Source organism: Bradyrhizobium sp. Ash2021 (assembly GCF_031202265.1).
Lineage (GTDB): Bacteria > Pseudomonadota > Alphaproteobacteria > Rhizobiales > Xanthobacteraceae > Bradyrhizobium.
On record NZ_CP100604.1, the window covers coordinates 2,399,353 to 2,424,602 of the forward strand.

17 protein-coding genes and 3 pseudogenes are annotated in these 25,250 nt (G+C 59.9%); 12 read left to right on the forward strand and 8 right to left on the reverse strand.

Annotated elements, in window-relative coordinates:
- Window positions 1-15 precede the first annotated feature (15 nt).
- From NL528_RS11665 to NL528_RS47060, 4 genes and pseudogenes are all read right to left on the reverse strand, one after another.
- Window positions 16-1,383, reverse strand: coding sequence for a hypothetical protein (locus NL528_RS11665; protein ID WP_309182811.1), 1,368 nt, complete (start codon window positions 1,381-1,383; stop codon window positions 16-18).
- A gap of 72 nt (window positions 1,384-1,455) precedes the next feature.
- On the reverse strand, window positions 1,456-7,314 hold the full coding sequence (locus NL528_RS11670) for a hypothetical protein (protein WP_309182812.1): 5,859 nt from the start codon (window positions 7,312-7,314) through the stop codon (window positions 1,456-1,458).
- A 114-nt stretch (window positions 7,315-7,428) separates the two neighbouring features.
- Window positions 7,429-7,962 (reverse strand): annotated as a pseudogene (locus NL528_RS47055) (hypothetical protein); the annotation flags it as partial.
- A pseudogene (locus tag NL528_RS47060) lies at window positions 7,937-8,813 on the reverse strand (SAVED domain-containing protein). The pseudogenes NL528_RS47060 and NL528_RS47055, both read right to left, overlap by 26 nt.
- A gap of 47 nt (window positions 8,814-8,860) precedes the next feature.
- On the opposite strand from NL528_RS47060, the gene NL528_RS11700 reads away from it, so the two are divergent.
- Window positions 8,861-9,781 carry an IS630 family transposase gene (locus tag NL528_RS11700; RefSeq protein ID WP_309184868.1) on the forward strand — a complete coding sequence of 307 codons (921 nt, stop codon included), beginning with the start codon at window positions 8,861-8,863 and terminating at the stop codon, window positions 9,779-9,781.
- A 207-nt stretch (window positions 9,782-9,988) separates the two neighbouring features.
- Here the strand turns inward: NL528_RS11700 and NL528_RS11705 are convergent, their stop codons facing one another.
- The gene (locus NL528_RS11705) at window positions 9,989-10,453 is read right to left on the reverse strand and encodes a cytochrome P450 (RefSeq protein ID WP_309182814.1); all 465 of its coding nucleotides are present in this window, start codon (window positions 10,451-10,453) and stop codon (window positions 9,989-9,991) included.
- A gap of 454 nt (window positions 10,454-10,907) precedes the next feature.
- Here NL528_RS11705 and NL528_RS11710 point away from each other — a divergent pair, with 454 nt between their 5' ends.
- The gene (locus tag NL528_RS11710; protein WP_309182815.1) at window positions 10,908-11,480 is read left to right on the forward strand and encodes a hypothetical protein; all 573 of its coding nucleotides are present in this window, start codon (window positions 10,908-10,910) and stop codon (window positions 11,478-11,480) included.
- A gap of 46 nt (window positions 11,481-11,526) precedes the next feature.
- On the opposite strand, the gene NL528_RS11715 is transcribed toward NL528_RS11710, so the two are convergent.
- Both NL528_RS11715 and NL528_RS11720 read right to left on the reverse strand, forming a co-directional pair.
- Window positions 11,527-12,756, reverse strand: a complete 1,230-nt coding sequence (locus NL528_RS11715; protein WP_375144005.1) for an ABC transporter substrate-binding protein — start codon at window positions 12,754-12,756, stop codon at window positions 11,527-11,529.
- 22 nt (window positions 12,757-12,778) lie between these two features.
- A complete protein-coding gene (locus NL528_RS11720) occupies window positions 12,779-13,915 on the reverse strand; it encodes an acyl-CoA dehydrogenase family protein (protein WP_309182817.1) in 1,137 nt (378 codons plus the stop codon).
- A gap of 182 nt (window positions 13,916-14,097) precedes the next feature.
- Here NL528_RS11720 and NL528_RS11725 point away from each other — a divergent pair, with 182 nt between their 5' ends.
- Genes NL528_RS11725 through NL528_RS11740 form a run of 4 tightly spaced genes read left to right on the forward strand, consistent with a single transcriptional unit; the run spans window position 14,098 to window position 19,183 of the window.
- A complete protein-coding gene (locus NL528_RS11725; RefSeq protein ID WP_309182818.1) occupies window positions 14,098-14,859 on the forward strand; it encodes a GntR family transcriptional regulator in 762 nt (253 codons plus the stop codon).
- 58 nt (window positions 14,860-14,917) lie between these two features.
- Window positions 14,918-15,727, forward strand: coding sequence for an enoyl-CoA hydratase-related protein (locus tag NL528_RS11730; protein ID WP_309182819.1), 810 nt, complete (start codon window positions 14,918-14,920; stop codon window positions 15,725-15,727).
- Between the two features lie 47 nt (window positions 15,728-15,774).
- Window positions 15,775-17,979 carry an acyl-CoA dehydrogenase gene (locus NL528_RS11735; RefSeq protein WP_309182820.1) on the forward strand — a complete coding sequence of 735 codons (2,205 nt, stop codon included), beginning with the start codon at window positions 15,775-15,777 and terminating at the stop codon, window positions 17,977-17,979.
- 10 nt (window positions 17,980-17,989) lie between these two features.
- Window positions 17,990-19,183, forward strand: coding sequence for a CoA transferase (locus NL528_RS11740; RefSeq protein ID WP_309182821.1), 1,194 nt, complete (start codon window positions 17,990-17,992; stop codon window positions 19,181-19,183).
- Window positions 19,184-19,215: 32 nt separating this feature from the next.
- On the opposite strand, the gene NL528_RS11745 is transcribed toward NL528_RS11740, so the two are convergent.
- Window positions 19,216-19,716, reverse strand: a complete 501-nt coding sequence (locus NL528_RS11745; RefSeq protein ID WP_309182822.1) for a MarR family winged helix-turn-helix transcriptional regulator — start codon at window positions 19,714-19,716, stop codon at window positions 19,216-19,218.
- A gap of 224 nt (window positions 19,717-19,940) precedes the next feature.
- On the opposite strand from NL528_RS11745, the gene NL528_RS11750 reads away from it, so the two are divergent.
- The 6 genes and pseudogenes from NL528_RS11750 (at window position 19,941) to NL528_RS11775 (ending at window position 25,249) form a co-directional block, all read left to right on the forward strand.
- Entirely contained in the window at window positions 19,941-20,258 is a 318-nt protein-coding gene (locus NL528_RS11750; protein WP_309182823.1) for a hypothetical protein, read from the forward strand.
- Between the two features lie 30 nt (window positions 20,259-20,288).
- A pseudogene (locus NL528_RS11755) lies at window positions 20,289-20,555 on the forward strand (Rieske 2Fe-2S domain-containing protein); the annotation flags it as partial.
- A gap of 21 nt (window positions 20,556-20,576) precedes the next feature.
- The gene (locus NL528_RS11760; RefSeq protein WP_309184870.1) at window positions 20,577-21,608 is read left to right on the forward strand and encodes a ring-hydroxylating oxygenase subunit alpha; all 1,032 of its coding nucleotides are present in this window, start codon (window positions 20,577-20,579) and stop codon (window positions 21,606-21,608) included.
- Window positions 21,609-21,705: 97 nt separating this feature from the next.
- Window positions 21,706-22,668: a PDR/VanB family oxidoreductase gene (locus NL528_RS11765; protein ID WP_309182824.1), complete on the forward strand. Its 963-nt coding sequence runs from the start codon at window positions 21,706-21,708 to the stop codon at window positions 22,666-22,668.
- A gap of 31 nt (window positions 22,669-22,699) precedes the next feature.
- Complete coding sequence (locus tag NL528_RS11770; RefSeq protein WP_309182825.1) at window positions 22,700-23,920, forward strand: ABC transporter substrate-binding protein; 1,221 nt, start codon at window positions 22,700-22,702, stop codon at window positions 23,918-23,920.
- Between the two features lie 36 nt (window positions 23,921-23,956).
- Window positions 23,957-25,249: a CoA transferase gene (locus NL528_RS11775; protein WP_309182826.1), complete on the forward strand. Its 1,293-nt coding sequence runs from the start codon at window positions 23,957-23,959 to the stop codon at window positions 25,247-25,249.
- Window position 25,250 lies beyond the last annotated feature (1 nt).

Sequence of the window (25,250 nt, forward strand, 5' to 3'; positions counted from 1 at the left end):
TCGCAGCACGGGAGCTCAGGCGTCGGGTTTCAGACTCCCAGCGATCAGCAATTCTGCCGGAAGCGCAGCGACTTCGAACTGCAGTCGGTGCCCGGACAGGGCCAGATCGCGCAGGACAAGATCGCTGAGGGCGGTCATCCGGACTTTGGACATGTCGGATTTGATGTCGCCGTTCAGGAATGTCTCGAGCCGCGGCTGCACAATCGCTTCGTAGAAGCCGTTGGCAGTCACCGACTGTGCCCCCTCCTGAAGGCCGACGACCTGATCCGCACCCGTACCGCTGATGCGGGTGGGGTAATGCGCCGCAAGGTCCAGCTGCAACTGAATCGTCGAGCTGGGGTCGATATAGGTGAAGAGTTTCAAACCCTGGTCGGTCGAACCGCCAAAGCGCATGTATAGTTTGGAATGATCCGTGACATAGATCTTTCCATCCTGGTTGCCGAACGTACCCTCGAAGACCATCGGCTCATGAACCTGGGCGAACCAGTGGAGCCGTCCGTCCTGCGGCGGCACGGAAGCCAGCTTGATGATGCCAGTGCCAAGATTGTAGCCATTGGCGATCATGGTCATTGTCGCCTTGGAACAGACGATCAGGCTGAAGTCATAGCTGTCAGGATGAGGTACAGGATCGCTCCCGACCGGTGCCGTCGCGCCGGTTGACGTGGCGGTCATGATCTGAAGCACGGGTTGGCCGTCGCGTGAGGCCGCAACGCGAGCCGTGACCTTGGCCGGCGTCAGAACTGTCGCTCCAGCGCCATCCTGGAGCGTGAGGGTTCCGATCTGACCACCCAACGTCTCCGCGGCCAGCCATTTTCCCAGGTTCTGATCCATGGCCAGGCTGGAAATGCCAGCCGTGTTGGAGCCGGACAATGTCAGATTGCCGTCTGCCAGGCTCAGCCCTATCGAAAAATTCCGGCCACCGGTTGCCGCCTCGACGCCCACCGGTAACAACCCGGCCAGCTGCAGCGGATTCTGTCGTGTGATCTCAACCGGAGCCGCCCAGGAAACTTCACCGCTCTCGACGACCGAGCGTGCGTCACGCGAGCTCGACACGAGCTCAGCAGGTGCCTTGCCGGACCGCAGCGTTCCGCTGCCAATTCCAAAGCCGACATGCACTGCCTGTTCGGTCACGCTCAAGCTGACCGCCGGAGGCGGCAGATCCGTCTCCACTTCGACAACATCGTACTGACCGTTCACCGGAACCGGTGCCACCCAAACCAGCGAGTAGTCCGTCGGCGATTTCCCATGCCAATTGCTCCGCACCAAGGATTGCACCGCCGGCTGGGACAGGTTAAGCACCACATCCCAGCCATCGGGCACCGATGGGCTCTCCTCCATCGCGGCTAGAAGCGCCGCCATTCCGGGTAAGGCCTGCTGGCTCATCGCGCTCTCTATCAGCGTGCTGTTTGCTTCACGTTCTTCAACCGATACCCATGACAGCCTGCCAATCGGACATCAGATTCCCGGCGCGGGGATGGGGTACCCCGGCAGAAGCAGCGTGACGTTCTGCGGATTTGTGGTCGTGTCCGGCTGATAGACGACCGCGATCAACGGCGGGTTGACAGTACCCTTCTCGATATCGATCGTGTAGTTGACCTGACCACCGATAGCCGGATTGATCGGGCCGTAGGTAAAGTTGAACTTAGCGGGTATGTTGCTCTGGGTGGCGCTGTTGATCGTCGTCCCGCTTTTAAAACTGACACCGCCGAACGAACCCATCGCACCAGCCGAGGCAGGAACGGTTACCGTATAGGGGGCATTGGGCTTGCGGACCTGTGCCAAGAAGCTGCCGACCACAAGGGCCGCCGCTGGCACCTTGGCCGTGGACATTGCAATCAGTTGATTGGCGGGGAACAGCAGGCTTTCCAGAGCCATGATCGACAGGGCTTTGAAGCTGATCTGGTTCATATTCGCCTGCAATTGGGCCGGCACCGCATCAGACAACGCCGACATCAATGCGATCTTGACGTCATTGTCGTTGCATTCGCAGGCTCCGGTGGGGCTGAGGTCGCTGGACTTGTCGACCGTAACCGTCGGATTGGTGGTCGAGAACTTGACCACTTGATTTGTTCCCTCGTTGAAGACTTGCAGAGGATAGACGCCGGCCATAGTGACATACGCCGTCGCCGATGCCCCCTTCCAATTCGTCCAGTACCAGTATCCCGGAAAATATTGGTTACCCGGCATATACAGGTATTGCCGGTATTCGAAATTCACGTTAGTGCCGCCTGTGGGCGGGTTTGCCGTGCCGTTGGAGTAAGACAGGGCGATCCCGTCCGTCTGCGTCCGCAAAAACGTCAGACCGGAAATATTCCATGCCAGATTGTTCGACTGCTCCGAAATCCGGAACTGTGTTTTGTGCCCGTCAACCTGATAGCTCTCCTTGAAGGGCACCGGTGCATTGACGATCCCTGATTGCATCTTTGCGCTCCAGGCCTCGTAATCCTTGGGCGGAGCAACCGCCACGACCTCGAAGTTCGTGGAGCCTCTGTTGAAACTGTCGACAAAGATATGCTGGAAGGTCAGTTGCGAACTGATCATGAGGGAAATCATGAAGTTGCTCGATCCCGCAATGGGGGCGGCGGGATCGTATGCAACCGGCTCGGTCAGCGCCAGCGATTGCAGGTTCTGGATCTTTCCCGTCGTCGCCATCAGCAACTGCAGCACGTTGTTACCCGCATTGGTGTTCATGGCGTGCAGCACAAACTTGGTCGGCGTAAGCTCCTTGTCGCTGCCCAAATCCTTGGTATTGATCGTTTGAACGTTGAATTTGATTTCGTTCTGCGCGTAATAGTTGGCGATCGCGTCCGAAATCTGTGTCGCATACTTTGAGGGATCCCAATTGGGCGGATCCACATGAATGTTGCGCAGCACGAAGGAGCCGGTCGGAAAATCCAGCGTGACGGTCAGCGTATCGTCCTTATCGCCTTGTCCTTCTGGAGGCACAACAATGCCCTTGATAGTGGACAGCTGGACGTTAGCGAAGACGTAAGGCGATTTGCTGGTGTCGACGACAGCCGGCGCACTCCAGGATACGCCGAGGGTCAGGGTCTGCGTGCCGCTGCCGACGTCGGTGAGCTTAATCGCTGCGGCGCCCGGATCGGCACTGGCGGACAACTTAATGCGGGTCTTGCTTGCCGCGGAGGACCAGCCCACGATGAAGTATTCGTTAGTAAAGGAAGTGGGATTACCCGGGAGCAAGGGAGACGGCAAGGTCCCGGAGCTGCTCAGATAGATGCTACCAAGGCCATTGCCGAGTACAGCCGGCGTAGAGATCACCAGTTCATTCGTCGACAGATCCACCGTAAACGTCAGCGGGCCTGACGGCAGGCTGGCATCCCCCGGGATGAACGTGCTGTCCACGCTCGCGGTGCCGTTGACGTCCACTGACCCGGCCTTGACCGAGCCGCCTTTGATGTACTGCTGCACCGTCGCCTGGTCGGAGCTTGCGATAAATTGCAGGAGCGGGTTCGTCAGATCGATCTCGAGTTCGGTGACCTGGCTGATCCAGAATTGCCTAACCGGCGTAGGCGTCCCGAAATAGGAAGCCTGGATCGTCATCAGACCGTTGTCATTGTTTGGGTTCAGCGTCTTCAAATAGGCCTGGAACTGCTGGTTCAGGAAGGCATTGACGGGCCCCGATAGCATACTGAATGCGGCGTCCCAGCCGTTCAGAACGGCTTGGTTCTGATACATCTGGCCTTCAAGGTAGGCCAGGGTCGGCGATGAATCCGGAATGGCGGCCGCAACCGTCTTTTCGATGTCTGCCTGCGGGCCAGCCAGAAAAGCCATCGGCACAACCTTGCGCGCTGCAAGGGCGCGCATCATGGTCCGGCGCAATGCCGCCACTGGATCATTGTAAATCGCCGTAATGTGGAAATCGAGTTCGATATCGATCAGCAGATCGTTGAACTCGATGTCCTTGTTCGTGCTTTTTGCCGGAAAACCGATGTTCCAGTCTGTGAAGGGCGTTAGATGCGTCACCTTGTCGGCGAAGGTTCCTATGTTGGTGCCAAATTTCGCAGCACCGGTCTTGACGTCGTAGACGTAGGGGCCGAACGCACGGCGGGTCGACGCGAAGGTGCGGGTTTGCCGTTCCAGATCCCGGTCGGTGAAAGGCTGGGCCTGTGTGTCCAGCGCAATTTCATAGTTCCCCGAGGCTGTAGACTTGACGCCAATGATCCGGGGCACGACGCGGTCAATCCGGACCATGACGTAGTTCTGGAAGCCCGGATCGGAAAGATGTACCGAAATTCTTTTGAAGCTGCCGTTGATCATCTCCTTATAAGGGATCGGGCTGACCTTGACCGTAATGGGACCGTCAACCTTTTGCGGCTGTGGGTTGAGATTCTGAATGGCGTTGACGATGCTGGCATCCTGATTGGAAATCACAGCCAGAAGCTGGTTCAGCGAGAAGGAGGTAATCGGGACGGGATCGCCAAAATAGCTGAACTGCAGCGCCCCGTTCTGGTTCTCCAGAACCTTTGCCATCGTGCTCAGCACTTGCTTGAGCTGAAACTGTAACTGCCCGGTCATACCGATCAGATCGATCTTGGCCAGATCTGGCGGCACGCCGGGATTGGACAGGTGTAGAGAGTTGGTCAAGGCAGACATCTTGGCCTGCTGCTGACCGTTTATCGTCTTTAACCGCTGATTGTTGGCGATCTCGACCAACAACTGACTGGCCTGAGCCTGCGCGCTCAACAATGCGGTCCCCACGATCGCCAGGTTCTTGACAGCCGCAATCAGATTAGCCTTGTCCTGCTGCAGCTTGCCGTTCGTGGGCACATTCGCGAGCGCGGCCTCGACATTGTTCGGGATCATCTGCATATCGACCAGGCTCGGCATCTGCATATCACCTGCATCTGACGCAGTCTGGATCGAACTCGCCAATTCATTGATTTTGGAGATGTTCTTGGCGACCTTCTCGATCACGCTGAGCTGGCTGACCACCAGCATGACGGCCTGGAGCTTGTCATAGACATCCTTCAAAGCCTTCAAGGCATCGAGAACGCCTTTTGCCGCGGCGCCGGGAATGCCCGCAAACGCCACTCCGAGGCTAAATAGCCCGGTGACAATACCCGTTACGGCCTTGAAAACCTCATCTTTCTCATAATCGACATAGTCCTTTTCAAATTGCTGGATGACGCCGGGAGGGGAACCGAGATTGCTTATCAGAGCCTGCTGCTCGCTGAGCTGCTGAGTCAGTTGGACGATATTCTGCAGGGTATTCTGCAGCTGAGTATCCAGCTGGTCGATGATGTTCTGATAATACTGATCCATCGAGCTCCGGCCGTCGGCCAGCGCCTGGAAATACTGCACCAGGACACCCCCGATGGCGCGGACGTTGTCGTTGACTGCGGAGATGGAGGTCATCACCTGGAAGCGTGAGACGGTTGTAATCAGCTGGTTCTGATAGCTGGCGATCTGGCCACTCAGGGTGATGGCCTGGGTCACCAGATCGTTTACATATTTGGTATAGCTGTCGTAGGCGACGTAAGGGACGAAGACCGTATTCGCGCCGAAAGTGGCCACCGAATTTGCGAGGTAAAGTGCGCGCACCCTGGCATTGGCCAGCACTTCGTCCGTGGTGTCCGCCGGGATGATCCGCGCCAGCCAGTTCAGATACGCGACCTCCAGGCCTCTTACGATGTCAGCATCCGTGCCTTGCGCCTGCAGCAGCGACTCACCGGCGACGACCGAAAACTCGACGCTCTGGGAAAGGTCCTCCAACACGCTTTCGCTTGGCGGGTCGGTCAACACGACAGCCAAATCGACCGTGTAGCGGTGCGTGACCGGATCGGGCTTCCCGCCTGTTTCCATGAGGAAGCCGTCCAGCGCTGTCTTGCGCTCGGTCGACGCGCCGTTGCTCTGGAAAATGAGCGCGCCATACATGTCCTGGCAAGCTACGGTGAGCTGTTGCAGGCCGTTGCTGCTCATGACCAGAACCGGGGTCTGGTGTGCTTGCGTGGTGTCGATGATTTGCGCCACCAGAGTGATCGAGTCCGACGGCAGTTCGATCGGCGGAGCCCCTATGGCCGATGAGGCTTGCAAAACCTGCGCGAAACAGGAAAAGCTCTGCAGCGGATAGGATTCTCCGATGATTTCGGCTCCCATCAGCTTGACCTGGGCCAGATCCACCCGTTCCTGATAGATGTCGATCACAGGGGTCACGATGCCCGAAGCCCAGGAATCGCTTGTCTGTGGGAAGATCTTTGCCCAATCGTAATTGAGCGGACGACGCAGCGGGATCACCACCTCGTTGCCGTATTTTTGCATCAGTCCGCCGGCAACCAGACGATCCCAAGGCCCCTCAACCAAGGCACTCGGCATCAAGTCCGCCAAGGGCGTCAATTGGCAGGCAAACGGTACCTCCACGGTCAATGCCTTGAAGAGAGAGTAGTTGTTGGAGGCGGCGAAGATGCTCGGCGTGCCGTCCGGGACGTAACCATTGGCCCACTTCCCGTTTGCGACAGCACCGGTAAGGGCCGGGTCACGACTAATCGTGGTCAGTTTGCCATAAGCTTTGACGAACCCTTCCGTGCCGCTGCGAGGTGAAGTATAAATTGCCCAACTGTTGGCAAGAATACCTGACACTGCCAGACTACCGTCGGGCTGGTTCGTCGCTGCAATTTGAAACTGCGTCTGCAAGTATTTGAATTCATCGTCACCATAAACGAACACTTGCACAAGCTTGTCGCCATTGAACACCTTGGTGACAAAATGCGTGCCGAGCTGTCCAACAGCCTCCAGATATTTCTTCGCGTCAGCGAGAGTGAGCTTGCTGTCATACAGCGGCGAGCCGGAGACGGGCTCACTGGCCTTGGGAAGCGCGTCAACGATGGCCGCGGCTTCGGCGGTCAGGATGTCCCGGCGATCTTTCGATGCATCTCCGTCCGTATAGTCCCCGGAAGTCGTCGAGACGCAACGCTCGTAAGTGACCAGCATGTAGTTGCCCGGCCCGCTAAAATCGAGGCCGAGAAACGCGGCTGCTGCGGCGAGCGCCGCCGCACTGTCTGCATCATTCAGAGAGAGCGGACCGGAAGGGACATCGATGTTCTGCGGGACGTTGGAAACTGCCAGGACGTCGTACTTGTAGATATCGGACACCAGAGACTGGGCGGAGTTGTGCAGCGTGATCAACGGCGTGGCGGACCAGTATTGGAAATCGGACTGCGTGGTGACAGGGTTTTGCGGTCTCAGCGGCTGCTTGGGCGGCACGAAGAATGGCGATGCGATTTGGCCGTTCGGGTTCCATACCGGTTGATAGCCAAAAAGAAGATTGGCCGCCGTGCCAACGATTATCGTGTTCACTCGCCCGCTCCCGTCCAAAGTTGATGAGTTCAAAACGCTGAACCTCATCAATCCCTCTCAGGATTTTCCTGAAGACTAGGGCGATGCAACAAGGTTTGTCAATCCGAAGTTGTATTAAGTTTTTGTGTTTGCTGCGATAAGGACGCCAGCGGGGAAGTTGTTGGCGAGCTTGTCGTAACGCGTCGCAACCCCGCGGAGATCCATGAGCCGCGCGAAAGCGCACTCGATCGGCCATGACGACGGGATCATTCTGGAGCGGCGAAACTCTGATAGAGCGCTTGCCGGGCCTGATCGAGCCATTCTCGCCAAAATGGATCCGTAGACTGCGATGCATATCGTGGCGTGATGATGGAAGCCGCGCCAACCGCGCCCTTCAAAGTGCCCAAGCCCGACCTCCTGCTTGAGTTCCAGATAGTCGCGGCCGATACGCCAGCGCAGCTTGGCGAAGTCGACGAGTTCACGGAAGCCGATATCGGATGGCGGCGTCGACGGCCAATACTTGGTCGGCTCGGCTTCGCCTAAAGGCCACTCGATTAACAACCATTCCTCCGCCAGCAATTCCGGCTTGAGCTGGCTGTGTCCGACGCGAGCGCGTAGGCGGGCAAAGCGCGACGATAACCACTCAGCCGAACCCTCCCGCCATCGGATCGGTGCAATAGTCGCGCAGCGGGCCAACCCGGTCCGCGTACCCGAGCACGCTCGAAAGGTCCTCCACATGCCCCGCAAATCGTGTCTCAATGTTCCTTCCACTACCCATGTCAGCACCTCCGCGCCAAACTTGAATCTTCTCAATTAATTGATTCTCGGCGTCACTGCCTGCGTCCTTCGACTCAGTAGGATAAGTGGGTTTCCCGCGCCGGTCGAAGTCGTACTCGTAGACCACGCAGGGTGCGATCGCCTGGTGCTGCTGGCCAAGATAGAAGAGCAGCGCGTTCGGTGCCGCCGCAAAAACGTGCGCGACGACGTCGATCTCGTTTCCCTTCAGCGAGCGCAGATGATTGGCCACGGATTCGGCGAGCGCCGCCGCGTGGTCTCCGCCCAGCACGCTGCGCTGGCTCGGACCTAACGCGAATTCGATCAACCGCCCGACATTCGGCAGGGATGCGAAGCAGTAGGCGCGCAGCGGCTTCCGCGGACTGCGCGACGCTAATGGCGACGGCGAGTTCCGGTCCGTCGCCAAGCTTGTGCTCCGCGATCTGGAAGGCAGGCGCCCCGCTTTCCGACCCGTCGTCGGCGCGCCACAGACGAGAGCCCACCCTGCCTTTCTGCACCAGCTCGACCGCCACGCCGGATTTCACGTCCAGCACCGCGCCGGAGATGAAGGCGACTGAAGCATGAGCGTCGAGGATCAGGCGCAGCTTCGGGCTCTGCACGACCTTCGCGCGCAGGAAGCTGTCGACCTGGGGACGGATGTCGCGCTGCCAATCGAGGTCGTCACGGAGACATCGCTGCCGGAACGAGTCGGTTAGCACCAGCGTATTCTCCGGCAACGCACCCACGATGTCCGACGCAGGGCCGAGGAACGAGCGGACGCTATTCGAACGATCTGCGAGTTCGAGTGATCCAGGTAGTTGAGGGCGGTGCGGCTGCGCGGGCCGCCGCCCGCCAATTTGTTATTGGAGATTCGACGGCGATCCGCTGGGCCAAACGCTGGCGGGAGACCGGAAGCTTTGAAGCCAAAAGCAACAAAGGCCAGAGCCGGTCTCCGCTGAGAAAACACGAGGAGTGGCTACTTGGATTGGTGAAGCAGGAACCCGACCTGACTCTGGAGGAAATCCAGCGCCGTCTACTGGCGGAGCGTCAGCATAAGGCCGGGCTTGGTTTGGTCTGGCGGTTCTTCGACCGCCACGGCATCAGCTTCAAAAAAAGCATTCGCGCGGCGGAGCAGGATCGGCCTGACGTCGCCGCGGCGCGGACGGCATGGGCCGAAAATCGACCCAAGCTCGATCCCGAACGCCTGGTCTTCATTGACGAAACCGGCACCTCAACCAACATGGCACGACTGCGCGGTCGGGCACCGCGCGGCGAACGGTTGATCAGTAAAGTCCCGCATGCCCACTGGAAAACCACGACCTTTGTCGCGGGGCTGCGCACAAACGCGCTCACCGCCCCGTGCGTCATCGACGGCCCAATGAACGGCGATGCTTTCCTCGCCTACGTCGAGCAGATCCTGGTGCCGACCCTCAAACCAGGCGACATTGTGGTGATGAACAATCTCAGCTCCCACAAGCTGCCCGCGATACGCGAGGCGATCGAGGTCGCCGGCGCAAGGCTGCTCTATCTGCCGCCCTATTCGCCGGACTTCAACCCGATCGAACAGCTCTTTGCCAAACTCAAAGCCGCACTACGAAAAGCCGCAGAGCGATCCGTCGAAAGCCTCTGGAACAGAATTGCCATTCTGCTCGACATCTTTCCCCCAGACGAATGCGCCAACTACTTCCGCAATTCCGGGTATGCTTCGCTCTAAGTGGAAAATGCTCTAATCACCGCAGGATGAAGACGGATGAATTGGGTCGGAGCGGCCTTGTCTCTAATACCGACGGCATGACCGGCTGCTCCTGGCGCGAAGCGGACATTCGCGGCAACAAAACGTGCTCCGAGGATTGACGGGAGGCAAGCCAAGTGGCCGCCCTCAGCAACCGACTCCGAAGTTCCAGGTCAGCACTGTCGCCGCTCAGGCAGCCGCTGCTTCAGACGCCTTGAAGCTGATGGGCAATCGTTTCAGGCCTCCCAAAAACGACGTCTCGATCCAGGCAGGCTCCCCGGTCAGCGCGATCGAGTCGACTCGCGTCAGCAGCTCGCGGAAGAAGATCACCATCTCGATCTTGGCGAGGTACATGCCGATGCAGGCGTGGATACCGAAGCCGAAGCCGACATGGCGGTTTGGATTGCGATCGGCAATGAAGGAGAATGGACGATCGAACGCTTCGTCATCCCGGTTTGCCGACGGATACACCATCATGAGATGATCTCCTGGCCGGATTGTCTTGCCACGAAGCGTGTAGGTTTCGGTCGACGTCCTGAAGAAATGCTTGACCGGCGAGACCCAGCGGACCATCTCGTCGACCGCTGCCGGAATCAAATCCGGGTTCGTCCTCAGCTTCTGCATTTCGTCCGGGTTCTGAATCAACGCCAGCAAGCCTCCCGCCAGGGTGGCGCCTGTCTCTTATACACATCTGACGCTGCCGACGATTCGCGCCTAGTGTAGATCTCGGTGGTCGCCGTATCATTAAAAAACGGGGGGGGGGGGGGGGGGGGGGGGGGGGGGGGGGGGGGGGGGGGGGGGGGGGGGGGGGGGGGGGGGGGGGGGGGGGGGGGGGGGGGGGGGGGGGGGGGGGGGGGGGGGGGGGGGGGCCCCCCCCCCCCCCCCCCCCCCCGACAAAGTAGGACGATGCCTCAAATTCGCCGATCAGGCTGCCGTCGACCTCGGCCGTCGCAATCAGCGTCGCCACGTCATTGGTAGGACGACTGCGCCGCTCCCTTGCGATTCCGCGGAAGAAATCCATGTAGGCCATGGTCGCGCCGATCAGATCGCTGCCGCGCTGCATCTCTGTGTCGCCACCTCCGAAATAGGCCCTTGTGATGTCAAGAAGGTGCTGGCCGTGCTCGTCCGGGATGCCGAGGATCAGCATGATGACCTTCAGCGGGAACCGCACCACGACATCGTTGTAGAAGTCGCACGCGCCGCCATATGCGAGCATGCGGTCGATGCTTTCACGGGCGAGCCTGCCGATGCTCTCCTCGAGCAAGTGAACCTGCTTTGGTTGAAACCATGCGTGGGTGAGCTTCTTGTATTTGGCGTGGTCGGGGTTATCCATTTGATTGATGGCGCGGACCAGCATCGGCCGTCCGCCCATGGCTTCCTTGACCTTCGATTCGAATTCGATCGAGAGGAGCTTGGTGCGTGGCGCGTTGATGAACTTGTCGTTTTGCTTCTCGACCTCCATCACATCCCTGTGCTTCGAAACCGTCCAGAACGGCCGATAACCGTTCGGCTCGGTCCAATGCACCGGATCTTCGCTGCGCAGCATGGAAAACAGCGCATGCTGTTGCTCGAGGTTGCCGTAGGTCTTGTGGCTGGCGATTGCTTCGTCGACGCGGGAATCCTGCATCACGTCTCTCCCCAGAGGTTATTGATGATTAGTCCATCAGCAGAACGGGCTTGATCACCGCGCCGGTCTCCATCTCCTCGATCAGGAGTGTTCCACACCCTCATTCGGCCGATATTGGATCGCCGGACAGCGTCCAGCTGGTGCCGTCGAAGGTGGCGATTCGCAGCGTCCTGAACGGGGTGTAGTCGTCGGGCTTCGTGCTGATTGTGATACCGGGCAGCATCAACGGCATTCTTTCGCCATCGAGTGACGTCGCCTGGTGGATCAGGTTCTCCCTCGTAAGCTGGTCGCCGCATTTTTTCAGGGCCAGCGTGACAGCATGAACATTCATGTAGGCCACCAACACGGAATAGTCGTCCGGGTTGGCGGCAGGTGCATAGGTTTTCAGAAAATCCTTGTATGCCTTTACCTCCTCGTCATTGGCCCAGGCTGGATCGCCCGGCTGCTTGAGGAACTGCGTCGTCACCAACCCTTTGGACGCTTCGAGGCCCGCCGGTTTCAAGACGGTCTCGACCGATGCAGAGGAAGCACCAATGATGTGGAGCGGACTCCAATCGAGTTCGTGAACCTTGCGGATCGATTGCGCGGCGGCCTTGGCCGCGGATTGTTCGATCAGCGTGTCGATACCTGCCGCCTTGAGCTGAACGATCTGCGTATCGATCGTCGGATCGGCGAGCTCGTAGGAGGCTTCAGCTATGATCTGCGAGGCCCTGGCGCCGAGGCCGGCGCGCAAACCCTTGACGTAATCCTTCCCGAAGTCGTCATTCTGATAGAACACGCCGATCTTGGCATCCGGACGGACCCTCAGAATATACTTGGCGACTATTCTGCCTTCTGTTTCGAAATCAGGATAAAGCGGCACCGTCCAGGGGAACGTCTTCGGGGCATTGAAGCGACGTCCTCCAGCGGTGATAAACAACTGCGGCACCTGGTTGGAATTCAGATATTTCTGGATAGCGACGTTCGGTGCCGTACCGATCGTGCCGATCTCCGCCAGTACGCCGACGTCTTCAACGAGCCTGCGTGATTGCTCGACGGCCTTGGGGGCGGCATAGGCGTTGTCGAGTTGAGTGAAATTGATCTTCCGGCCGTTCACGCCGCCTTGCGCGTTGAGCATTTCGAAATAACCGACAACGGCGCGTCCGGCGCCGGCCCCAAAAGCGGAGGCGGGGCCGCTGAGCGGTGTCGATTGGCCGAGCTTGATCTCGGTATCGCTGACGCCGGGGCCGTACGCCTTCTGCGCCTGGGCGGAGGATACGGCGAGGAGCATGGCGACGGCCAGTGCTCCCCAGATGCGGATTGCGGCTCGCGTCAAGGTCGTTTCCTTCATTGTTTCGTTGCAGAGATTCTTTTCACTTCAGGAGTTCGCGGGCAATTACCACCCGCTGGATCTGGTTGGTGCCCTCGAAGATCTGGGTCAGTTTAGCGTCGCGCATCATGCGCTCGACGGGGTAATCCATGGTGTAGCCATAGCCCCCGAAGATCTGAACGGCGTCGGTGGTGACCTTCATGGCCATGTCACTGCCAAAGCACTTGGCCATGCTGGCGAGCACATTGAGGCGCTTCCAGTCGCCGGCGTCGCCGGCGCGTGCGCATTCGTAGACGAGGCCGCGGGCTGCCTCGATCTGGATGGCCATGTCGGCCAGCATGAACTGGATACCCTGAAATTCAGAAATGGCCTTCTTGAACTGCTTGCGTTCCTTGGCGTAGGCGATGCAGACGTCAAGCGCGCCCTGCGCCAGCCCGACCGATTGAGCCCCGATAGTCGGCCTGTTGAGGTCGAGCGCCCGCATCGACGCGCGAAAACCCTTGCCTTCCTCTCCGACAAGGTTTTCCAAGGGGACCCGGACATTATCAAAGAAGATCGGTGTATTGGGCGCGCCACGAAAACCCATCTTGCGTTCGTGGCGTCCGAAGGTAATGCCTGCCATCTTCTGCGGTTCGACAATGAAGGCGCTAATTCCGTCCGCCCCGGGGCCGTCCCCAGTCCGCGCCATAACCACGATGTAGTCGGCTGCGACGCCGTAGCTGCACCATTGTTTGCGGCCGTTGAGGATGTAGCAATCGCCGTCTTTTTTTGCGCGCGTGTTGATCGCAGTGACGTCGGAGCCGGCCTGCGGTTCGGAAATCGCGATTGCGGTGACGATGCCTCCGCCGGCAATGATGGGCAGATATTTCTGCCGCTGCTCCTCCGAGCCGAAATGCAGCAGCGGCATGATGAACATCGAATTGAGGCCGGCGATCGAAGCGCAGGCGGGCGAGACCTTTGATATTTCCTCACGGGCGATGCAGACCATGGTCAAGTTGCCGTTCGGGCCGCCATATTTCTCCGGCACCCAAAGTTGCATGAGGCCCATTTCGCCGAACAATTTGACGAGCTCCAGCGGAAAGCGATCGGTCTCGTCGATTTCGGCGGCAATTGGCGCAACGTGCCTGGCGACCATCTTCCTGACGCTGTCGCGGAAAGCGGTCTCTTCGGTGAAGCTCATGAAAAGACCTCGGTCTTTTGGCGAGAAGCGAAAAAAGTGCTTCCATTGAATGGGTGAACCATTTAATAATCACCGCCATGATGACAAAGTCAAGCCCCCGCAAAGCCGCTTCCCCCCGATTGCCCGTCCTCGGCCGGCGCGACCGATCCACCGATCCCCGCGCGGCCGCATCGGCAAGCCCAGTGCAATTCCGGCCGATTCACACCCGGCGCGCGTTCGAGGAAATCTGTGAAAGGATCCGCGAGCAACTGGCGCTTGGCGTTCTCAAGCCGGGCGACAAGTTGCCTCCGGAGCGCGATCTCGCTCAGCAGCTCGGCGTCAGTCGCAACGTGCTGCGGGAGGCGCTGCGCACCCTGGAAATGGCCGGCGTGCTGCGATTGCAGAAGGGCGTCAAGGGAGGAGCCTTCGTTCAGGAAGGCGACACCAGCCGGATGAACGACGTCATGCGGGACATGCTGAGCCTGGGCACGATATCGGTGCGGGAATTGTCGGAAGCCCGAATCCAAGTCATCGATCTGGTCGTTCGATTGGCCTGCGCCAATGCGCGGCAGGCGGATTTTGAGGCGCTGGAAGCAAATATAGAGCGCACCGAGCTCGCGACGAGCGAAGGCCGGCTGCTCGATCGGGTCGAGTGCTCACGAGAGTTTTATAAACTGCTGGCAATGGCGACTCGGAACAAGGTGATCGCCATGATCGTGGATTCGGTCACCGAGATTCACATGCGCTTTGTCTATGCAAAGGTTGCGTCGAGCGGCGCGGCGACACCGCGGCTTGCCGATAAGCGTCGCCAGTTCCTGTCAGCGCTTCGCTCGCGCGATGTTTTGGCTGCCGCCCGACTGATGCGGATCCATCTGGAATCCGTTCAGCGGATGCTGGAGCAGGATCCGGGCTCCATGTCGCTTCACGTCGCGTTGGCGGAAATTCAGCCGGGAATGCGCCGCTGAGTGAGCGGAAACCGGCCCGCAAGGCCACCGTCCAATCGAACGAATACAGGGAGAAAACATGTTTAGCTATGCCAGGTATGAATGCCTGAAGGTTGAGGTTTCGGACAAGGTGGCGACCGTCACGCTCAACCGGCCCGAAGCGCGGAACGCCATCAACCAGAAGCTGATCCGTGAGCTGCGAACGATCTGGGACGATCTGGCAGACGATCATGCCGTCAGTGCGGTGGTGTTGACCGGCGCCGGCGACTATTTCAGCGTCGGGGGCGATGTAAAGGCGATGTCGGAGCGGCCCGGTGGCGATGTTCTCGAGGAAGGCGAGGTGCATGATCCCATGATCAGTCGCCGCGGCGTGACCCGGCAGCTCGAACTGGACAAGCCGATCATTGCCGCCATCAACGGCGACGCCATCGGCCTTGCCGCGACCCATGCGCTGCTGAGCGACATTACCATCATGGCCGACGATGCCCGCATCGGCGATACCCATGTCTCGCGCGTCGGCCTGGTTGCCGGCGACGGCGGCACGGTGATCTGGCCGCTGCTGATCGGCATCAACAAGGCCAAGGAGTTTCTCATTCGCGGCACGCTGCTGAAGGGCCCCGAAGCCGAGCGGATCGGGCTGGTCAATCACGTCGTGCCCCGTTCCGAAGTGCTGGCGAAAGCGCGCGAGATTGCCCTGGATCTGGCCCACGGCCCCACCTGGGCCATCCGCTGGACAAAGCTGTCGATCAACCAGATCGTCAAGGAGCGGGTGAACATGCTGCTGGAAGCGTCGATGGCGCTCGAGCAAGTCACCTTCGAAACCGCCGATCACAAGGAAGCGACCGTGTCGTTCAAGGAAAAGCGCAAGCCGAAATTCGGCCAGAAATAGCTCGTCGCATGGATCAGAATCAGCTTCCGAGCCAGGAAGTCAGGGAGATGCTCCGGGATTCCCTGCGTGGGTTTCTCGAGGAGCATTGGAACGCCGAGGCGGCGGCGAAGCAATCGTCTTCGCCGGACTCTGTTTCAGCGATCTGGAGCAGGCTTGTCGGGCAGGGTATCGCCTCACTCGGTTGCGATTTCAGCGAAGGGGGGCTTCGCGAGATCCTGGTGGTCGTAGCAGAACTTGGCCGCGCGGCGTGTCCTGCGCCGATGTGGTCGGCTGCGCTGGCCAATTTGTCGCTGGCCGGCTGTCAGGCGGAAGCGGCGGTCGCTCTGCTCAAAGAACTGCATGACGGGACGGCGTGCGTAGCGTTCTCGTTCGGCGCGCGCGACCCCGATACCAATGCCGGAACCATTCAGCTTGTCGACGGCCGCGCCAGCGGGCTGCTGCGCTTTGTCGAGGTTGCGGCGAGTTGCACACACCTCGTCGTGCCTGTCGAGGAATCCGGTGTCGCCATCGTTGGCTTGGACGGACCCGGCGTCGAGCTGGAGGCAACGCGCGCGATGGGCGCCTCGGGGCTTTACGAGATCCGCCTAAAACAGGCGCCAGCGAGTCGCATCGACCTGGCGTCCGCGGTTCTCGACGACCGGCTGCTTGAAGCCAAGCTGGTGCTCGCCGGGCGCGCGTACGGCGCTGCCCGAGCGGCGTTTGACCTCGCGGTCGATTATGCCAAGGAGCGAAAGCAGTTCGGGCAGTCGATCGGCAAGTTCCAGGCGATCCAGCACAAGCTTGCGAACGGCCTGATCGCCCTGGAAGGTGTGCGGCTGACGCTCGATCATGCCGCGCATCTGCACGATTGCGAAGATAGGGATTGGCGCTATTTCGCCAATGCCGCTGTCGCCTTCGGGTGCGATGCGTTGCGGCGGGTCTCGCTTGAAACGCAGCATACGTTGGGCGCCATCGGCTATGCCGAGGAACATCAGGCGCCCCGCCATTTCAAGCGCGTGCATCTTGATACGGTTGCGCTCGGCGGCGCGACGGAGGCGCGGCGGCGCCTGGGCTTGTTTCTATTCGACCAGGGCGGCACCGGCCTGCCGCAATACAATCTTGGGCCCGCGGCAAACGCGTTCCGCGCGCAGGCTCAGGAATGGCTCGGGCAAAATTGGTCCGGCGAGCGCAAGGCGGATTTCGACACCAGGCCGTTCTCCAAGCGCGAGTTCGATGCGCCATTTGCGCGCGATATCGGCAAGACCGGCTGGATCGGATTGGGTTGGCCGAAGGAATTTGGCGGCCAGGCGCGCACGCCGCTCGAGCAGATCGCCTTCATGGAAACCATGGAGCGGGGCGAGGCGCCGCGAATTGGTGCGGCCATTCAGGCCAACGCGCTGATGATGTTCGGCAGTCCTGCTCAGCAACAGAAATATCTGCCGGAGATCCTGAATGGCGAAGCTATGCACGGGATGGGATACAGCGAGCCCGAAGCGGGTTCGGATCTGGCCGCCTTGCGCACCCGCGCGGTGCGGGACGGCGATTCCTGGGTAATCAACGGACAGAAAATATGGACCACGACCTGGTGGGGAAAATACATGTTCCTCGCGGCGCGGACCGATCCCGAGGCAAAACCGGCGCATGCGGGCATCAGTATGTTCATCGTCCCGATGAACGCGGCGGGCATCACCATCCGGCCGGCGACCACCATGTATGACGGCACCTTTGCCAATATCTTCTACGACAATGTCCGGATTCCCCTGGAAAACCTCGTCGGCGAAGTCAACGGCGGATGGAAGGTGCTGACGGGCGCGCTGGCCTATGAGCGGGGCCTCGTCGGCGGCGGCATTGTGCTCAAGGTCGCCCATGCCTTCGAGCAGTTGCGCAAACATGCGCTGGCGCAGGGGAGCGGCGCGCGACCGCTTGGTGATGATCCGATCGTCCGTGATAGAATGGCAACGCTCGCTTCTGAAATCGAAGTCGGTCGTCAATTGATGGTGCATTGCGCGGAACTCGCAGCCGACGGGATTACGCCGCCTGAATATGGCGCTATCAGCAAGGTGTTCTCCGGCGAACTAATGGAGCGCTTTGGCGAAGCCGCGCTCGATATTCTCGGCATGCGCGCCACACTTTCCGAGCAGATGCCGGGCGCACTCGACAATGGCCGATTTGAGCAAAACCTCCGCCATTCCCTGATGTGGGTCATCAGCATCGGGACCAACGAAATTCAGCGCAGTCTGATCGCGCAACGGGGCCTTGGGCTGCCACGATAGGAGTTGAACGATGCAAGAGGGGACCAAGACGATGCCGCTCGAAGGCATTCGCGTGCTCGATTTCTCGATCATGCTGGCCGGGCCCTATTGTGCCCGGCTGCTCGCCGACGTCGGCGCGGACGTGATCAAGATCGAGCCACCCGAGGGCGACGACATGCGTTTGCGCACGCCGCTGCGTGATGGCAACAGCGCCTATTTCGGCCAACTCAATGCGGGAAAGCGCAGCCTGGCGCTCGACCTGAAAAGTGCCGAGGCGATCAAGCTGGTGCATCAGCTGATCTCGGAAACCGACATACTGGTCGAGAATTTCCGCCCGGGTGTAATGGATCGACTCGGCCTCGGCTATGAGGCGTTGCGAAAGATCAATCCGCGTCTGATCTATTGTTCAATCTCCGGCTATGGCCAAACCGGCCCTGCCGCGGAGCGGGCCGCCTATGCCATGATTGTTCATGCCGAGAGTGGCTTCGATCGCTCGCTGATGCGATACGCGGGCGACAGGGATCGGCCGGCGACCGGCGCTATCTTCGTCGCGGACATACTCGGAGGAATCTTCGGCTTCTCCGCGATCCAGACTGCGCTGGTGCAGCGCGGGCGGACCGGCGAAGGCCAGCGGATCGACGTGGCGTTAATGGATTGCATGCTGAACTTGCTGGTATACGAGTTGCAGGAGGCTCAGTTTCCGGTCCACGCATCGCGTCCGACTTATGGTCCGGTACGGACCCTGGATGGCGACATCCTGATCGCGCCGATTACGGCTCGAAACTTCGCCGCCTTGTGTGAGCTGACCGGGCAGGCTGAGCTTGTCGAAGACATCAGGTTCAATACCGTGCCCGGCCGCGGCGCGAACTGGACCGCGATGATGCGGGTCATCGAGAAGTGGACTGAGCGCCACACCGTACATGAATGCATAGCCGCGCTCGATAAGGCCGGAGTTCCGTCCGCCGTATATCGCGATCCCGGCGCGGCGCTGACCGACCCGCATCTGCTGCAGCGCGGCGCATTTGCGACGATTGCGGATGGAGCGGGTGAATTTGTCGGAGTCAATGCGCCCTGGAAGATGTCAGGCGCAGACACTGCCATGAAGCGTGAAATACCCCGCGTCGGCGCGCACCGCGATGAGGTGCTTCTTCGGGACCTCGGTCTGTCCGCCGAGGCGATCGTCGGCCTTGCGGAGGCGGGCGCATTCGGGAAGGTGCGCGTCTGAATCTATCCCGGTTGCGCCGATGACGCAGGGCATCAATCTTCCGATGGCTCAGGCAAATCCGAAGGGGAAGCCTTGGCGATCGCCAGCAGGCATTTGAGGAAATGCGCCCGATCTTCCTTGCGTAACGGCGCCAGCATGACGTTTTGCAACTCGGCAGTAGCGGGAATGACTGCCAAAAGCGCAGCCTCTCCCTTGGCCGCGATCTGAACCTGGATAGACCTGCGGTCTTCGGTATTTTTCTTTTTTGAAATCAGTTTCCGTGCCGCCATACGCTTGAGCATTTCGCTCAGCGTGTTGCGGTCGCAACTGATGCGTTCGGCGAGAACCGACGGCGTGAGGGGGCCCTGCTGATATAAGGCGATCAGTACGCCGAACTGCCGGGGGGTGATTTCGCTCTGCCGCGTCAGATTCTGGTAGAGTACGTCGTAACGGGCTTCGAGCAACCGAAGCAGAAATCCGATGCCGCCTTCGAGCTGCCAGTTGTGCGCGATATCCGCAGCCGAACCGGATTTCATCTCCTTGTCGGCTGACATGCCTTTCGACCCGACCTTCGATCTATCTGAGGTGGTTACCATGCCAACAGCCGTTAGCAGCTTGGCCGTCACCCCTCAACCCCGGGTGAGATACGAGCGATTAGAGCCGCGCTAAAATTCGTAGATCCGAGCGCGTTTCGAGCTTGCGTGGCTCGGATCATTGATGTAATACGTATACGTATGAAATGTGAGGCGGGCCACATCCTGCCTGCCGGGAGGATTGCGTGAACCTGCGCGAGCTTTTGTCGGTTCCTTATCTGCTGGAAGCCGAGGCGGTAGAAACGGACGCCGGTAAATGGAGGCTGCGGCTCGACTATCCCGAACTGCCCGGCTGCAGCGCAGAAGGCCTTGTCGTCGAGGACGTACTGAAGGAACTCGAGCAACGACGTGTCGAAATGATCGTTGACCTCGTGGAGGCAGGCAAGCAGCCGCCGATTCCCCGAAAACCGCTCACCAACTCAGATCCGCTTTGGGCCGTTCGCGACCCCGGATTGTCGGCCCGCATCGCCGCGCTCCTGCGCAACGCGAAACAGACGCCCTGAATGCACCGCTAGACCTGACGGAGGAAAGTCATGCTTTCGCGCGAAGACAATGAAAGATTGGTCAGGGTCGGCAAAGGGACGCCCCTTGGAGACCTGTTCCGGCTTTACTGGATTCCCTTTTTGCCTTCCGCCGATCTCGTCAAGGACGGGCAGCCGAAACGTGTCCGGCTGCTGGGGGAGGATCTGGTTGCATTCAGGGATACCGAAGGCCGGGTCGGTCTCGTTGACCAGGCGTGCCCGCACCGCGGCGCGCCGCTGATCTTTGGGCGAAACGAGGATTGCGGGTTGCGCTGCGTCTACCACGGCTGGAAATTCGATGTGACCGGCGCGGTGACCGACATGCCGGCTGAGCCGGCGCGCAGCCGCCTCAAGGAGCGCGCCAGGATCAAGGCCTATCCCTGTCAGGAGCGAAACGGAATGCTTTGGACCTACATGGGCCCGGAGGCCGCCAATCCTCCGCCATTGCCGAACCTGGAATGGAATCTGGTCCCGCAGGATCAGGTGCACATCTCGGTGCGGGTTCAGGAATGCAACTGGTTGCAGGCCCTTGAAGGCGAAATCGATTCCGCTCATGCGCCATTGCTGCATGGAAGACTGGACGCGCAGGGCACAACCAGTGCGTGGATTCAGAAGCGGGACCTGCGTCCGACCTTTGAATGCATCAAGCAGGATTTTGGCATGAGCATTGCGGCCCGGCGTAACTACGATGCCAACACCCTGTATTGGCGGGTCAACCAGTTCCTGCTCCCCTTTTATACGTTGGTTCCGCCGTTATCTCCCTTCCCCGATCTGAGTGGCCATGCCTGGGTGCCGATCGACGACGAGAACACGCTTTGCATCATGTTCTCGTATCACCCGTCGCAACCATTGGCGCCGAAGACGCGCAAGATCTTTGAAGAGGGGCACAATGGTCGCGAGAGCGGGCACGCCAGTCGCCATTCGCTCGTTCAAAAGCCCGTAACCGTGCCGTACGCGAACTACTGGACGAAATACAACCCGCAAAACGGTTTCCAGTTCGACTACGGCGCGCAGCAGACAACCTGGTTCTCGGGGTTGCCGGGGCTGTGGGTGCAGGATGGCGCATGCCAAAGTGGTGTTTCGCCGATCTTTGATCGCACCAAGGAGACCTTGTGTTCCAGCGACACCGGCATAGCGATGACCAGGCGGATGCTGCTCGAGTTGCTCGGAGCCTATCGTGACCATGGCACCAAGCCGAAAGGCGTGACCGAGCCCGACGTCTTCATGGTGCGCGCCGTGTCCCTGCGATTGCCACCGGAGGATTCCTGGGTCGACGTCGGCGCCGAGTTCATGCGCCCGCAGCTCGGCGCCGATTTCGGGTACGACGTGTGAGTTCATCAGGCCGCCAACCGAGCAATCCTCGCGTCAACCGAACTTTTGAAGCCAAGAAGCGTCGCTTCGATAGCTATATAGGTATAGGACGACCTTCATGCCGGATAGCGTAGTGCCGGTTCGAGTCAAGCGGATCAGCCTTGAGGCTGAGAACATCAATTCATACGAGTTGATAAGTCCGAACGGTGGCGATCTTGCGCCGTTCACGGCCGGGTCTCACATCGACCTCCATTTGCCGAATGGGATGATCCGCAGCTACTCGCTGGTCAACGAGCAGAACGAACGGAACCGATACATTATCGCGGTCAACAACGACGCGGCCAGCCGAGGCGGCTCAAAACTGATTCACGAAACCATGCGGGTTGGAGATGTGATCACGATCTCGCATCCCCGCAACAATTTTGCTCTGCAGGAAGATGCCGACCATTCGATCCTGATCGCGGGCGGTATCGGTATCACCCCGTTATTGTCGATGATCCGTCGCCTTGAAGCGCTCGGTCGTTCCTGGGAGCTGTTCTACACGGCGAGGACCCGCCTCACCGCGGCGTTCCTCGATGATCTGGAAAACCTTCGACCCGACGTTCATCCGAACCTGCACCTGAACTTCGACGGGGAACCGCCGGCTCAAATGCTCGACCTTTCCGCGATCGTCAAAGCCGCACGTCCGGATGCACATCTTTATTGCTGCGGCCCCGTGCCGATGCTCGAGGCATTCGAAGCGGCCACCGCCGATCGGCCCCCCGGCCACGTCCATGTCGAGTACTTCAAGGCCAGGGAAAAGCCGGTGACGGAGGGGGGCTTCGAGGTGAAGCTGGCGAGGAGCGAACGCGCGATCGCTGTTCGGGCGGGGCAGACGATCCTGGACGCGCTGCTGGAAGCCGGAATTTCGGTGAACTACGCCTGTGCCGAGGGCGTTTGCGGCACCTGCGAGACGCGGGTCGTCGAAGGCGTGCCGGACCATCGGGATCTGTTTCTCAGCAAGGAGGAGCAAGAGGCCAACAAGACCATCATGATCTGCTGCTCCGGCTCAAAGTCACCCAGGCTCATCCTGGATATCTGAACGGACCAATCAACGATTTCGGGGAGGAAACTTGAAAAACCCATCACAGCTGCTGACCATAACGCTGATTGCAATAGGTCTGTCGTCGCCTGTCTTTGCGGAGACGCGATCGATCAAGATCGGTGTGCTCAATGATGCTTCCGGCCCGTACTCCGACAATGGCGGCGAGGGATCGGTCACAGCCGCAAAAATGGCTGCCGAAGACTTCACGAAGCAGCACCCCGACTTTGCCGTGGAGATCATCGCTGCCGATCATCAGAACAAGGCGGACGTCGGGGCCGCCATCGCGCGACGATGGATCGATCAGGATCACGTCGATGCGGTCGCCGACGTGCCGAACTCGGCCGTCGGCCTGGCGGTCAACGAGGTCGTTCGCGGGACCAAGGCGGCGTTGATCGCCTCAAGCGCGGCGTCGTCCGTTCTGACCGGGAAGTACTGCTCCCCCAACACGATCCAATGGACTTTCGACACCTGGGCCGCGTCTCACACGATCGGCAACTATCTCGTAAGCCACGGCGGCAAGAAATGGTACTTTATCGCAACCGATAATGCGCTTGGTAAATCCATGGTTCGCGACGGAACCTCAGTGATCAAGGCCAGCGGCGGATCCGTCGTCGGATCGCTCAATGTTCCCATCAACAGCCCCGACTATGCATCCTTCATATTGCAGGCGGACAGTGCCGGAGCCGATGTGATTGCGTTCGCGACCGCCGGTGGCGACACCGTCAACCTGATCAAGCAAACGTCAGAGTTCGGTCTCAAACAGAACGGTCGTACGTTTGCAGCGCTGCTGACCACGACCAATGACGTGGAATCGAGCGGCCTCGCGGTCGCGCAGGACCTCATCATCACGCAACCGTTCTACTGGAACTTGAACGATGCGAGCCGCGCCTGGTCGGCGAGGTTCATCGCGCGGCAACATGATCAGTCACCCACCGCGTTTCACGCCGGCGTATATTCTTCCGTGCGCGCCTATCTGAATGCGGCCCTCGCTGCAGGAACAAACGACGCGCCGGCGGTGATCCGTAAATTGAAGGAAACGCCTCTTGACGACGACCTGTTCGGGCCGGTGGTTGTGCGTCCGGACGGACGCGCCATTCACAACATGTACATTCTGAAGGTGAAAGCGCCTTCCGCTTCGCATGGCAAATGGGATCTGCTGGAGCAGGTAGGTGTCCTGACCGGGCCGGAAGCGTTCCGTCCGCTCAATGAAGGCGGATGCTCCATGGTCGAGTCGTCAAAAAACAATTGATTCAAAAATTCCGCGAAAAAGGACGAGGATATAGAAATGCTGGATAACCTTGAAGCGGATTTTCCTGAACACGAGCCTCGTCCCGCCGACGCGCCGAAGGCGCTGGAGGGGATCCGGGTGGTCGACTTCTCGCATTTTATCGCCGGACCGTTTGCCACCATGATATTGGCCGATATGGGCGCCGACGTGATCAAGATCGAAGCGCCCGGCCGGGGCGACGATCTCCGCCGCTACCCGCCCATGCATCCCGACCTCAAGCACGGTGCGCCGTTTCTCTGGAATAATCGCAACAAGCGCAGCGTCGGCATCGATCTAAAGTCGCTGGAGGGACTACGAATCGTGCGTGAATTGGTCGCCACGGCGGATGTGGTGGTCGAGAATTTCTCTACCGGAGTTACGCAACGGCTGGGGATCGACTACGACAGTTGCCGCAAGCTCAGGCCGGAGATCATCTACTGCTCGGTGTCGGCCTATGGGCGCGAGGGCGCGTTCGCGGACCGGCTGGGATTTGATCCGATCGCGCAGGTGGAGAGCGGTTTCGTTTCCATGAACGGCTATGCCGATCGCGAAGGCGTGCGCGCACTGTCTCCAGTGATGGATATCAGCACGGCGATGATGGCCTGTAACGCGATACTCGGCGCGCTGGTCGCACGCGAACGCAGCGGCCGAGGTCAAGCGATCGAGGTTTCGCTGTTCGATAATGCCGTGCTGATGACCGGCTATGCGACGCTGCAACACCTTTTCAGCGGCGTCGATACCCAGCGGCATGGCAACACCAGTCCGGACACCTGTCCGTCGGGCGTGTTCCAGGCGCAGGACGGATCATTTTACATCAACTGCGGTAACGACAAGATTTATCAGCGCCTGATGTCGCAGGTGATTGACCGCGCCGACCTGGCGTCGGCTGAAATATATGCAACGGGATCCGATCGAATTCGCCGGCGGGACGAATTGTTCGCGATCCTCGGCGAGGCGTTTGCGCGGCAGCCGTGGTCGTACTGGCAGCCGCGGATGCGGGCGGCCGGGGTGCCGTGCGGGCAGGTGCGCACCGTCGGCGAGGCCATTCGTTCGCCGGAAGCAAGAGAGCGCCAGCTGGTAACCCGTATCCCGCATCCGCAGGCAGGTTGGGTACCCAATGTCAGGTTGCCGATTCGCTACTCGAGAACGCCGGTCGCGGATCCCGTCGCGGCACCTGCGGTTGGTCAACACACCGACGAAGTCATCCGCGAGATCCTCGGCTATGACGAAGACCACCTGGCGCGTCTTTCGGCAGCCGGTGCGTTTGGCGATCAAACGCGACCGCGTGCATCCGCGGAGGTCAAAGCGTAAT

Excerpts from the sequence above, each read along its gene's own strand:
- NL528_RS11715 (WP_375144005.1), bottom strand. The coding sequence starts at position 12,756 with ATGAAGGAAACGACCTTGACGCGAGCCGCAATCCGCATCTGGGGAGCA.
- NL528_RS11720 (WP_309182817.1), bottom strand. The coding sequence starts at position 13,915 with ATGAGCTTCACCGAAGAGACCGCTTTCCGCGACAGCGTCAGGAAGATG.
- NL528_RS11775 (WP_309182826.1), top strand. The coding sequence starts at position 23,957 with ATGCTGGATAACCTTGAAGCGGATTTTCCTGAACACGAGCCTCGTCCC.
- NL528_RS11665 (WP_309182811.1), bottom strand. The coding sequence starts at position 1,383 with ATGAGCCAGCAGGCCTTACCCGGAATGGCGGCGCTTCTAGCCGCGATG.
- NL528_RS11740 (WP_309182821.1), top strand. The coding sequence starts at position 17,990 with ATGCAAGAGGGGACCAAGACGATGCCGCTCGAAGGCATTCGCGTGCTC.
- NL528_RS11730 (WP_309182819.1), top strand. The coding sequence starts at position 14,918 with ATGTTTAGCTATGCCAGGTATGAATGCCTGAAGGTTGAGGTTTCGGAC.
- NL528_RS11745 (WP_309182822.1), bottom strand. The coding sequence starts at position 19,716 with ATGTCAGCCGACAAGGAGATGAAATCCGGTTCGGCTGCGGATATCGCG.
- NL528_RS11765 (WP_309182824.1), top strand. The coding sequence starts at position 21,706 with ATGCCGGATAGCGTAGTGCCGGTTCGAGTCAAGCGGATCAGCCTTGAG.
- NL528_RS11735 (WP_309182820.1), top strand. The coding sequence starts at position 15,775 with ATGCTCCGGGATTCCCTGCGTGGGTTTCTCGAGGAGCATTGGAACGCC.